This is a genomic window from Pseudomonas sp. HC1(2025), assembly GCF_058742075.1.
The window spans coordinates 3,098,227-3,109,193 of the sequence record NZ_CP196017.1 but is presented as its reverse complement, the minus strand read 5'-3'; the positions used below and the strand labels follow the sequence as shown (position 1 = coordinate 3,109,193).

Genomic DNA, 10,967 nt, shown 5'->3' with positions numbered 1-10,967 from the left:
GATGAAGATCCGCTCACAAATCGGCATGGTCCTGAACCTGGACAAATGCATCGGCTGCCACACCTGCTCGATCACCTGCAAAAACGTGTGGACCAGCCGTGAAGGCATGGAATACGCCTGGTTCAACAACGTCGAATCCAAGCCCGGTATCGGCTACCCCAAGGAGTGGGAAAACCAGGACAAGTGGAAGGGCGGCTGGATCCGCAACGCCAACGGCTCGATCAACCCGCGCATCGGCGGCAAGTTCCGCGTGCTGGCGAACATCTTCGCCAACCCGGACCTGCCGAGCCTGGACGACTACTACGAACCGTTCGACTTCGACTACCAGCACCTGCACACCGCGCCGTTGGGCGAGCACCAACCGACCGCACGCCCGCGCTCGGTGGTGTCCGGCAAGCGCATGGAAAAAATCGAGTGGGGCCCCAACTGGGAGGAAATCCTCGGCACCGAGTTTGCCAAGCGCCGCAAGGACAAGAACTTCGACCAGATCCAGGCCGACATTTATGGCGAGTACGAAAACACCTTCATGATGTACCTGCCGCGCCTGTGCGAGCACTGCCTGAACCCGGCGTGCGCGGCGTCGTGCCCCAGCGGCGCGATCTACAAGCGTGAAGAAGACGGCATCGTGCTGATCGACCAGGAAAAATGCCGTGGCTGGCGCATGTGCATCAGCGGCTGCCCGTACAAGAAAATCTACTTCAACTGGAAGAGCGGCAAATCCGAGAAGTGCATCTTCTGCTACCCCCGGATCGAAGCCGGTATGCCTACCGTCTGCGCGGAAACCTGCGTCGGGCGCATCCGCTACCTCGGTGTGCTGCTGTATGACGCCGACCGCATCAGCGAAGTCGCCAGCACCGCCAACGAGCACGACCTGTACGAGAAGCAGCTGGAAATCTTCCTCGACCCGAATGACCCGGCGGTGATCCGCCAGGCCCTGGCCGATGGTGTACCGCAGTCGGTGATCGACTCGGCCCAGCGTTCGCCGGTGTACAAAATGGCCGTGGACTGGAAGCTCGCACTGCCGCTGCACCCGGAATACCGCACTTTGCCGATGGTCTGGTACGTGCCGCCACTCTCGCCGATCCAGAACGCGGCCGCCGCTGGCACCGTGGGCATGAACGGGGTGATCCCGGATGTCGACAGCCTGCGCATCCCCCTGCGTTACCTGGCCAATATGCTGACTGCCGGTGACGAAAAGCCGGTCAAGCGTGCGCTGAAACGCCTGCTGGCCATGCGCGCCTTCAAGCGCTCGCAGCAAGTGGACGGCGTCGAGGACCTGCAAGTGCTGGCCGACGTGGACCTGAGCGTGGCCCAGGTGGAAGAGATGTACCGCTACCTGGCGATTGCCAACTACGAGGACCGGTTTGTGGTGCCCAGCGCACACCGTGAAGACGCGATGAGCGATGCGTTTGCCGAGCGTTCCGGCTGTGGTTTCAGTTTCGGCAGCGGCTGCAGTGGCAGCTCCGACACCAACATGTTCGGCGCCAAGAAGGCCAACCGCCGCGACGTGCTGAAAACCGTCCAGATCTGGGAGGACTGAGCCATGCGCATTCTTAAAGTGATCTCGTTGCTGCTGGACTATCCCACCGAAACCCTGGTGAATGGCCGCGATGAACTGGAGCAGGCGATTATCGAATCGCGGGAAATCAGCCCCAAGCAACGTGGCGCGCTGTTCGAGCTGTTGGAGCTGATCTGCAGCAATGACCTGATGGATGGCCAGGAGCATTACGGCGCGCTGTTCGGCCGGGGCCGCTCGCTGTCGCTGCTGTTGTTCGAACACGTGCATGGCGAGTCGCGGGACCGTGGCCAGGCCATGGTCGACATGATGGCCCAGTACCAGGAAGCCGGGTTTGCCATTGGCGTCAAGGAGCTGCCGGACTACATCCCGTTGTACCTGGAGTTTTTGTCCACCCGCGAAGACATCGAGGCCCGCGAGGGACTGGCGGATGTGGCGCACCTGCTGGCCCTGCTGGCGGCGCGCCTGGATGAGCGTGAAAGCGCTTACGCCAGTTGTTTCCGTGCGCTGTTGCAGATCAGCGGCGCCGAGCCGCACCAGGCGATTGCCGAGTTGCGTGCCCAGGTTGCCGCCGAAGTACGCGACGACTCCCTCGAAGCCCTGGACAAGGTCTGGGAAGAAGAGGCCGTGGACTTTATGCAGGCCGAGCAGCAGGACCGTTGCAGCGCAATGCCCAGCGCACCGGGCAAGGCCCGCGAAGAAAGTGCGGTGCCCTTGCACTGGGTGGATTTTCAGCACGAGGGGCTGGCCGCCGTGCCAGCCAAGGAGGTGGGTAATGTCTAAGTGGAATTTGCTGGTATTTGGCGTGTATCCGTATGTCGCCCTGGCCATTTGCCTGTTGGGCAGTTGGGCGCGGTTTGACCTGTCCCAGTACACCTGGAAGGCCGGCTCCAGCCAGATGCTCAGTAACCGTGGGATGCGCGTGGCGAGCAACTTCTTCCATATCGGTGTGCTGTTCGTGCTGGCCGGGCATTTTGTCGGCCTGCTGACCCCGGCGTCGATCTATCACCATGTGATCAGCACCGAGCACAAGCAACTGCTGGCGATGGTCTCCGGGGGCTTCTTCGGCCTGCTGTGCCTGGTGGGCCTGCTGATGCTGGTCAAGCGCCGCCTCACCGACCCACGGGTTCGGGCTACGTCGAGCCCGTCGGACATCTTGATCCTGCTGGTGTTGCTGGCGCAGCTGGTGCTGGGCTTGCTGACCATCGTCGCCTCGACCGGGCATATGGACGGCTCGGTGATGGTGATGCTCGCGGACTGGGCGCAGAACGTGGTGTTGCTGCGGCCGGTGGAAGCGGCAGCTTCGATTGCCCCGGTCAGCCTGATCTACAAGTTGCACGTGGCGCTGGGCCTGACCCTGTTTGTGTTGTTCCCGTTTACCCGGCTGGTGCATATGGTCAGCGCGCCGATCTGGTACTTGGGTCGTCGTTATCAAATCGTGCGGCAGAAGTGAGGAGAACGTCATGACTACAGGATGCGGATGTGGTGGCGGCGGTGCTGGCGGTGGCGGTTGCAGTTCTTCGGCCAAGGCTGTGGACGTGGTGGTGCCCGAGGTCGAGGTGGCGGTTGAGCCGCAACTGATCGCCAGCAGCGAGCAGGAATGGCCGATTGTCAGCGTCAACGGGGTGCTGATCACCCCGGAAAATATGGCCCAGGAGTTGCAATATCACCCGGCCGAAAGCCGCGAGGAGGCGGTGTTTCTCGCCGCCCGCGCGCTGGTGATTCGTGAGCTGTTGCAGCAGCGGATCCGCGAGCTGGGTGTGCAACTGGAAGTCGGCGCCGGCGAGAACGAGGAAGAGGCGGCGACCCGTCTGTTGCTGGAGCGCGAAGTCAAGGTGCCGGACTGCGATGAGGCCACCTGTGTGCGCTACTTCGAGAGCAATCGCGGGCGCTTTCACAGCGCGCCGTTGCTGGCCGTGCGGCATATTTTGCTGGAGTGTGTGCCGGACGATGCCGAGGCGCGCCATCAGGCCCATGCCCAGGCCGAGGTGCTGTTGCTGAGCCTGGAAGAGTCGCCCGGTGCCTTTGGCGAACTGGCGCTGAAGTATTCGGCGTGCCCGTCCAAGGCCCAGGGCGGCTCGCTCGGGCAAGTCAGCAAGGGCCAGACCGTGCCGGAGTTGGAGCGCCAGTTGTTCACCCTGGCACCGGGGTTGGCCAGTAAGCCTCTGGAAAGTCGCTACGGCTGGCATGTGATCTGCGTCGATCAGCGCATCGAAGGCCAGCCGCTGCCGTACGAGGCGGTGGCCACGGCGATCCGCACCCAGTTGCAGCAAGGGGTGTGGCAGAAGGCTCTGGTGCAATATCTGCAAACCCTGATTGGCGCGGCCGATGTGCGTGGCATCGCGTTGCAGGGCGCCGACTCGCCGTTGGTGCAGTGACATGAGCCTGGTGGATGGTGTGGGCCGTTCCATTGACTACCTGCGGCTGTCGGTGACCGATCGTTGTGATTTTCGCTGTGTGTATTGCATGGCGAAAAACATGACTTTCCTGCCGCGCCAGCAGGTGCTGACCCTGGAGGAACTGCAACGGCTGGCGACGGTGTTCGTCAGCCAGGGTGTGCGCAAGATCCGCCTGACGGGGGGCGAACCGCTGATCCGTCCGGGCATTGTCGAGCTGTGCCGCCATATCGCTGCGTTGCCCGGCCTGCGCGAACTGGTGATGACCAGCAACGGCTCGCAACTGGGCCGCCTGGCGCGGCCGCTGGTGGAGGCCGGAGTCAAGCGCATGAACATCAGCCTCGACAGCCTCGATCCCGAACGCTTTCGCGCGATCACCCGCAACGGTGACCTGCGCCAGGTACTGGACGGCATCGAGGCGGCGCAGGATGCCGGGTTCGAGCGGGTCAAGCTCAACTGCGTGGTGATGAAGGGACGCAACTTCGATGAAGTCCCGGAGCTGGTGCAGTACGCCATCGACCAGGGCATCGATATCAGCTTTATCGAAGAGATGCCGCTGGGGGATGTGGGGCGCTCGCGGGGCGAATCCTTTTGCTCCAGCGAGCAGGTGCGGGCGGTGATCGCCGAGCATCATGGCTTACTCGACAGCACCGAAAACAGCGGCGGCCCGGCACGCTACGTACGCCTGGCCCGGCATCCGCGCACGCGCATAGGCTTTATCTCGCCCAACTCCCATAACTTCTGTGCCAGCTGCAACCGGGTGCGGATGACAGTGGAAGGGCAGTTGCTGCTGTGCCTGGGGCAGGACAATGCGGTGGATTTTCGTGCGTTGTTGCGCCGCTACCCGCTGGACGACCGGCCGCTGGTGGAGGCACTGCACAAGGCGTTGCGGGGCAAGCCATTGCGCCATGATTTCACCGGGCAGGGCGAGGTGCAGGTGGTGCGGTTTATGAATATGAGTGGGGGGTGAGGAGGTGCTGGAACCCTGTTGCATAGTAGTTCCCGTCATTTTGTATCAAGGGCATTGTGCTGGCCCGCGTGGCTTTTTTCGGTCGTTACCATTGCCGGTTTCTACAACGTGCAATATCGACAAGGAACCCGGAATGAATCGATCAGATGATGGCCTCACCACACCACCTGAGGGATATGGCGACTGGTTGAAAGAACTGAAAAACCGCATCCACTCTGCCCAACTGCGTGCATCCCTGGCGGTAAACCGTGAGCTGGTGCTGCTGTACTGGCAGATTGGCCAGGACATATTGACCCGACAGGCGCAGCAGGGGTGGGGAGCCAAAGTCATTGAGCGTCTGGCGCGGGATTTGCGTTCGGCTTTTCCTGATATGAAAGGTTTTTCGCCGCGTAACCTCAAGTACATGCGTGCATTTGCCGAGGCTTGGCCTGATGTTCAATTTGTGCAACAGGCTGCTGCACAATTGCCGTGGGGTCATAATTTGGTCCTGCTGGATAAACTGCCAGGCCCCGAAACCCGCCGCTGGTACGCCGCCCAAGCCATTGAACACAACTGGTCACGCAACATTCTGGTCATGCAGATCGAGACTCGTTTGCTCGAGCGTAGTGGCAATGCTGTCAGCAACTTCGAAACCCTGCTGCCCAAGCCCCAGTCGGACCTGGCCCGCGAGTCGCTGAAAGATCCCTATCGTTTCGACTTTCTGGGACTGACCCTGGACGCGCAGGAGCGCGAGATCGAAAGCGCACTGATCAGGCATGTCACCGACTTTCTACTGGAGTTGGGGGCAGGCTTTGCCTTTGTCGGCAAGCAGGTGCTGCTGGATGTGGGCGGCGAGGAGTTCTTTATTGACCTGCTGTTTTATCACCTGAAACTGCGCTGTTACGTCGCTATTGAGCTCAAGGCCGGCAAGTTCAAACCAGAACATCTGGGGCAGTTGGGTTTTTACCTCGCGGCCGTGGATGCCCAACTCAAGCACCCACAAGACAGCCCCACCATTGGCCTGCTGCTATGCAAAAGCAAAAACAAGATAGTGGCTGAATATGCCTTGCGTGACAGCGCTCGACCCATCGGGGTGGCGGAGTACCAGTTGGTCGACTCCCTCCCGGCAGAACTCCAAATCAGCTTGCCCAGCATTGAACAGATTGAACGTGAACTGGCCTGTGACGATACGTCTTCGCAAACTTGACCCTGATCAATTGCAAGTCCTCGTTCACTGCGTACCATCACTGCATATTGTGTTTATACGAACTATTAAATCTATATGTAGTGTTTGGAGCCCCCAATGCAGATCACCTCAAGCCCGTTGGTCAGTACCCGCCTACACAAGCGCGATGGCACTCAGGTCGCCTTTGACGCCGAGAAAATCCGCCAGGCGATGATCGCCGCCGGTAACGCCACCGGCGAGTATCAGGACGCCGAGGTCGACCTGTTGTTGGGCGCGGTGCTCGCCCGGTTGCGTGGGATCACCCGGCTGGATGTGGAGCAGATCCAGGACAGTGTCGAGCGGGTCTTGATGGATGCCGGGTACTTTATGGCGATGCGCGCCTATATCGTCTACCGCGAGCAGCATGGGCGACTGCGCCGGGATCGCAAGACCCTGGTAGAGGTCGCTACGTCGATGAACGAGTACCTCGACCGTGAAGACTGGCGGGTGCAGGCCAATGCCAACCAGGGCTATTCCCTGGGCGGGCTGGTGCTTAATGTGTCGGGCAAGGTCACCGCCAATTACTGGCTGGACGAGGTCTACAGCCAGGAGATCGGCCAGGCCCATCGCGAGGCGGACTTGCATATCCATGACCTGGACATGCTCGCTGGCTACTGCGCCGGCTGGTCCCTGCGCACCCTGCTGCACGAAGGCCTCAATGGCGTGCCCGGCCGCGTCGAAGCCGGGCCGCCCAAGCACCTGGGCAGTGCCCTGGGGCAGATGGTCAACTTCCTCGGCACCCTGCAGAACGAGTGGGCCGGCGCCCAGGCGTTCAGCTCGTTCGACACCTACCTGGCGCCCTTTGTGCGCAAGGACCAACTGACGTTCCCCGAGATCCGCCAGGCGGTGCAGGAGTTCATCTACAACCTCAACGTGCCGTCGCGCTGGGGCACGCAAACGCCGTTTACCAACCTGACGTTCGACTGGGTTTGCCCCGAGGATTTGCGCGAGCAGATCCCGATCATCGGTGGCGAAGAAATGCCGTTTGCCTACGGTGACCTGCAAGCGGAAATGGAGCTGATCAACCGCGCCTATATCGAAGTGATGCAGGCGGGTGACGCCAAGGGTCGGGTGTTCACTTTCCCGATCCCCACCTACAACATCACCCATGACTTCCCGTGGGACAGTGAAAACGCCGACCGCCTGTTCGAGATGACCGCGCGCTACGGCCTGCCGTACTTCCAGAACTTCCTCAACTCGGATATGCAGCCCAACCAGGTGCGCTCGATGTGCTGCCGCTTGCAGTTGGACGTGCGCGAGTTGCTCAAGCGTGGCGGCGGGTTGTTCGGCTCGGCGGAACAGACCGGTTCATTGGGCGTGGTGACGATCAACTGCGCGCGCCTGGGTTACCTGTTCAAGGGCGACACCAGTGGCCTGCTGCAGCGCCTGGACCACTTGATGGAACTGGCGATGGAGAGCCTGGAGGTCAAGCGCAAGGTGATCCAGCACCACATGGACGCCGGTCTGTATCCCTACACCAAGCGCTACCTGGGCACTTTGCGCAATCACTTCTCCACCATCGGCCTCAATGGCATGCACGAGATGCTGCGCAACTTCACCGGGGACGAGGAGGGCACGCATACCGCCCGTGGCCGCGAGTTTGCGTTGCAGGTGCTGGACCATGTGCGCGCCACGTTGCTGCGCTTCCAGGAAGACACCGGCCACCTGTACAACCTGGAAGCCACGCCGGCCGAAGGCACCACCTACCGGTTTGCCAAGGAAGACCTCAAGCGCTTCCCCGCGATCCTCCAGGCCGGCAGCCTCGACGCGCCGTATTACACCAACTCTTCGCAACTGCCGGTGGGCTACACCGAAGACCCCTTCGAAGCCCTGGAGCTGCAGGACGAGCTGCAGTGCAAATACACCGGCGGCACCGTGCTGCACCTGTACATGGCCGAACAGATTTCCTCGGCCCAGGCCTGCAAGCAACTGGTCCGCAAGGCCCTGGGGCGCTTCCGCCTGCCGTACCTGACGGTGACGCCGACGTTCTCCATCTGCCCGGTACACGGCTACCTGGCAGGCGAACATGAATTCTGCCCCAAGTGCGACGAGGTTATAGCCCTCGACAAAACCCTGTAGGAGCCGGCCAAGGGCCCAACGTATTCCAACCCCAAGGAGATTCACCATGCAAACCACCCAGCCACAACGCCAACGCTGTGAAGTCTGGACCCGTGTCATGGGTTACCACCGACCGGTTTCGGCCTTTAACCCCGGCAAACAATCGGAGCACCGTGAGCGCGCGCACTTTACCGAAAGTGCCGCTGCGGCCGGGCGCCAATGAGTCGAGCGCTACGGGTCGGGGGCATGGTGCCCCTGACCACCCTCGACTACCCCGGCATGCTCGCCTGCGTGCTGTTTTGCCAGGGTTGTGCCTGGCGCTGTCGGTATTGCCATAACCCGGACTTGATCCCCCCTCGCGGCAGCGATGAGGTGGATTGGCGCCGGGTTTTGCTGTTTCTGCAACGCCGCCAGGACCTGCTGGACGCCGTGGTGTTCAGCGGTGGTGAACCGACCTTGCAGGAAGGCCTGCCGGCCGCCATGGACGAAGTGCGCGAGATGGGTTTTCGTATCGGCCTGCACAGTGCCGGGATCAAGCCCAGTGCATTCGGCCATGCCCTGGCCCATGCCGACTGGGTTGGCTTCGACGTCAAGGCCCTGGCCGAGGACTGCCAGTTGATCACCCAGGTCAAGGGCAGCGGCGCCGCCAATTGGCGCAGCCTCGACCTGCTGCTGCACAGCGGCGTGGACTATGAATGCCGCACCACCGTGCATTGGCACCTGATCGACCCGCAGCGCCTGTTGCAGCTGGCCCAGCGTTTGCAGGAACGGGGAGTCAAGCGCTTCGCCGTACAGTTGGTGCGCACCGCGCGCATGCTCGATGAGCAACTGCCGAGCGTTTCGGCACAGGCCTTGCTGCCTGAACTATGGGAGAAAATGCGGGCATTGTTCCCGGCATTTGTTTTACGGGGCTGATCCCTTCGCGGAGCCCTTTCAAGCGTGGCGATTGAACTCCCACCGGATTATCAAAGATGCTGCCCCTCGTGGGCAGGTATTCATCAGGGAGCTTATGACATGACTCGATTAACCACCGCCCGCCGCATCGCGATCGGCTTTGCCATCGCACCCTTGGCCCTGGCTGGCATGGCGTTCTATGCCTTGCATGACCTGGGCACCCTCAAGCAACAGTCGGAGCTGATCGTGCAGCAGGACTGGCCGAAAATCGCCCCGATCATGGTGATTGCCACCGGTGTGCGCGACAACGGCCGCAACACCCGTGACTTGCTGATCGACCAGGACAACCAGGCCGCGCAACAGGCCATTGCCTCCACCCGGCAACGCATCACCGATGCCTTCACCCAGCTGGAGCCATTGTTCAACACGCCGACGGGCCAGGCGGCCTATGCCGATCTGAAACAGCGCCGCGAAGCCTATGTCGACGCCTTTACCCAGGTGCAGGCGCTGATCCGCCAGGGCGCCCATGCCGAGGGTGTGGCGCAGCTCAAGCAGAACGTACAACCTGCCGAGCAGGCCGTCTTCAAGAGCCTGGAGGCGATGATGGCCCTGCAGGGGCAGATCTTTACCGAGCGCGAACACGCGGCGCAGACCCTGTACAGCGAGGCACGGCGCAACATGCTCGGGCTGTTCCTGCTGTGCGTGGCCCTGGTGGTGGCGGCAGCGGTGATTGTCACCCGCAGCGTGACCCGGCCCCTGGGCGGTGAGCCCGACGAGGCCGCCCGTGTGTTGAGCCAGATTGCCCAGGGCGACCTGACCACCCCGGTACCAACGGCGGGCAGCGCTGATGGCAGCGTGATGAAAAACATGCAGCAGATGCAGCACAACCTCAACGAAATGGTGCGCCAGATCGCCGCGTCAGTGGATCGTGTGGCCAGCTCTTCCGAGGAGTTGAGCGCGGTCAGCAGCCAGACCAGCAGCAGCTTGCAGTTGCAAGGCATGGAGATCGAACAGGCCGCCACGGCGGTCAACGAGATGACGGCGGCGGTCGATGAAGTGGCGCGCAATGCGGTGAGCACCAGTGAAGCCTCGCGCTTGTCGGCGCAGACCGCCCAGTTGGGGCGCGATCAAGTGCAGGAAACGGTCGCCTCGATCAACACCCTGGCCGACGGCGTCAGTGGCACCTCGGTGCGGATCCAGCAACTGGCCGGGCGGGTGCAGGACATCAGTGGCGTGCTGGAAGTAATCCGCAGCATTGCCGACCAGACCAACCTGCTGGCGCTCAACGCGGCCATCGAAGCGGCACGGGCCGGGGACGCCGGGCGCGGGTTTGCGGTGGTGGCCGATGAGGTGCGGGCCCTGGCCCATCGCACCCAGGCCTCGACCCAGGAGATCGAGCAGATGATCGGCAATATCCGCCAAGACACCGAACAGGCTGTGACCGCGATGCAGGGCAGCAGTGACCTGGTACGGGCCACTTTGGGCGTGGCACAGCGTTCGGGCGAAGCCCTGGAAGCGATTACCCAGTCGATCTCGCAGATCAACGAACGCAACCTGATGATCGCCAGCGCCACTGAAGAGCAGGCATTGGTGGCGCGGGAGGTGGATCGCAACCTGGTGGGCATTCGCAACCTGTCCGAGCAGGTGTTGCTGGGGGCCCGGCATACCGATACGGCGGGGCATGAATTGGCACAGATGGCCAGCGAGTTGCACCTGACGGTCGCCAGGTTCCGCGTTTAGCGCTGGGCCTCCCTAATGTCGTTCAGTTAAGCGCAGATCCCCTGTGGGAGCGGGCTTGCTCGCGAAAGCAGTGGGTCAGTCAACATCAATGGTTGCTGGGCCGACGCCTTCGCGGCGATGCGGCGATCCGACAAGCCCGCTCCCACATTTGATCTTCGCTGCTTTGAGCATCGCGTTCGCTTAATTGAA

General features: G+C 62.0%; 10 protein-coding genes. All 10 read left to right on the top strand.

Translation table 11 applies throughout. The features are described from left to right. The first annotated feature begins 1 nt into the window (after nucleotide 1). Complete coding sequence (gene narH, locus ACSSVH_RS13930) at nucleotides 2-1,540, top strand: nitrate reductase subunit beta (RefSeq protein ID WP_029291316.1); 1,539 nt, start codon at nucleotides 2-4, stop codon at nucleotides 1,538-1,540. A gap of 3 nt (nucleotides 1,541-1,543) precedes the next feature. Further along, nucleotides 1,544-2,299 carry a nitrate reductase molybdenum cofactor assembly chaperone gene (gene narJ, locus ACSSVH_RS13925; protein ID WP_170041292.1) on the top strand — a complete coding sequence of 252 codons (756 nt, stop codon included), beginning with the start codon at nucleotides 1,544-1,546 and terminating at the stop codon, nucleotides 2,297-2,299. Continuing rightward, entirely contained in the window at nucleotides 2,292-2,969 is a 678-nt protein-coding gene (narI, locus tag ACSSVH_RS13920) for a respiratory nitrate reductase subunit gamma (protein WP_432754213.1), read from the top strand. The genes narJ and narI overlap by 8 nt, the downstream gene beginning before the upstream one ends. Before the next feature lie 10 nt (nucleotides 2,970-2,979). After that, complete coding sequence (locus ACSSVH_RS13915; protein WP_492633333.1) at nucleotides 2,980-3,894, top strand: peptidylprolyl isomerase; 915 nt, start codon at nucleotides 2,980-2,982, stop codon at nucleotides 3,892-3,894. A 1-nt stretch (nucleotide 3,895) separates the two neighbouring features. Beyond that, entirely contained in the window at nucleotides 3,896-4,882 is a 987-nt protein-coding gene (moaA, locus tag ACSSVH_RS13910; protein ID WP_492633332.1) for a GTP 3',8-cyclase MoaA, read from the top strand. A 133-nt stretch (nucleotides 4,883-5,015) separates the two neighbouring features. Beyond that, a complete protein-coding gene (locus ACSSVH_RS13905; RefSeq protein WP_432755760.1) occupies nucleotides 5,016-6,068 on the top strand; it encodes a PDDEXK nuclease domain-containing protein in 1,053 nt (350 codons plus the stop codon). Nucleotides 6,069-6,164: 96 nt separating this feature from the next. Beyond that, nucleotides 6,165-8,165: a ribonucleoside triphosphate reductase gene (locus ACSSVH_RS13900; protein ID WP_170041295.1), complete on the top strand. Its 2,001-nt coding sequence runs from the start codon at nucleotides 6,165-6,167 to the stop codon at nucleotides 8,163-8,165. A gap of 46 nt (nucleotides 8,166-8,211) precedes the next feature. Next, entirely contained in the window at nucleotides 8,212-8,367 is a 156-nt protein-coding gene (nrdD, locus tag ACSSVH_RS13895) for an anaerobic ribonucleoside-triphosphate reductase (RefSeq protein ID WP_029291331.1), read from the top strand. Then, entirely contained in the window at nucleotides 8,364-9,059 is a 696-nt protein-coding gene (locus ACSSVH_RS13890; protein WP_262380983.1) for an anaerobic ribonucleoside-triphosphate reductase activating protein, read from the top strand. The genes nrdD and ACSSVH_RS13890 overlap by 4 nt, the downstream gene beginning before the upstream one ends. Before the next feature lie 99 nt (nucleotides 9,060-9,158). Further along, complete coding sequence (locus ACSSVH_RS13885; RefSeq protein ID WP_169953215.1) at nucleotides 9,159-10,778, top strand: methyl-accepting chemotaxis protein; 1,620 nt, start codon at nucleotides 9,159-9,161, stop codon at nucleotides 10,776-10,778. The last annotated feature ends 189 nt before the right edge of the window (nucleotides 10,779-10,967 follow it).

What these genes read in the sequence shown, in the direction of transcription:
- ACSSVH_RS13885 (WP_169953215.1), top strand. Translation starts at nt 9,159, where the DNA reads ATGACTCGATTAACCACCGCCCGCCGCATCGCGATCGGCTTTGCCATC.
- ACSSVH_RS13905 (WP_432755760.1), top strand. Translation starts at nt 5,016, where the DNA reads ATGAATCGATCAGATGATGGCCTCACCACACCACCTGAGGGATATGGC.
- ACSSVH_RS13915 (WP_492633333.1), top strand. Translation starts at nt 2,980, where the DNA reads ATGACTACAGGATGCGGATGTGGTGGCGGCGGTGCTGGCGGTGGCGGT.
- ACSSVH_RS13900 (WP_170041295.1), top strand. Translation starts at nt 6,165, where the DNA reads ATGCAGATCACCTCAAGCCCGTTGGTCAGTACCCGCCTACACAAGCGC.
- ACSSVH_RS13890 (WP_262380983.1), top strand. Translation starts at nt 8,364, where the DNA reads ATGAGTCGAGCGCTACGGGTCGGGGGCATGGTGCCCCTGACCACCCTC.
- narH (WP_029291316.1), top strand. Translation starts at nt 2, where the DNA reads ATGAAGATCCGCTCACAAATCGGCATGGTCCTGAACCTGGACAAATGC.
- narJ (WP_170041292.1), top strand. Translation starts at nt 1,544, where the DNA reads ATGCGCATTCTTAAAGTGATCTCGTTGCTGCTGGACTATCCCACCGAA.
- narI (WP_432754213.1), top strand. Translation starts at nt 2,292, where the DNA reads ATGTCTAAGTGGAATTTGCTGGTATTTGGCGTGTATCCGTATGTCGCC.
- moaA (WP_492633332.1), top strand. Translation starts at nt 3,896, where the DNA reads ATGAGCCTGGTGGATGGTGTGGGCCGTTCCATTGACTACCTGCGGCTG.
- nrdD (WP_029291331.1), top strand. Translation starts at nt 8,212, where the DNA reads ATGCAAACCACCCAGCCACAACGCCAACGCTGTGAAGTCTGGACCCGT.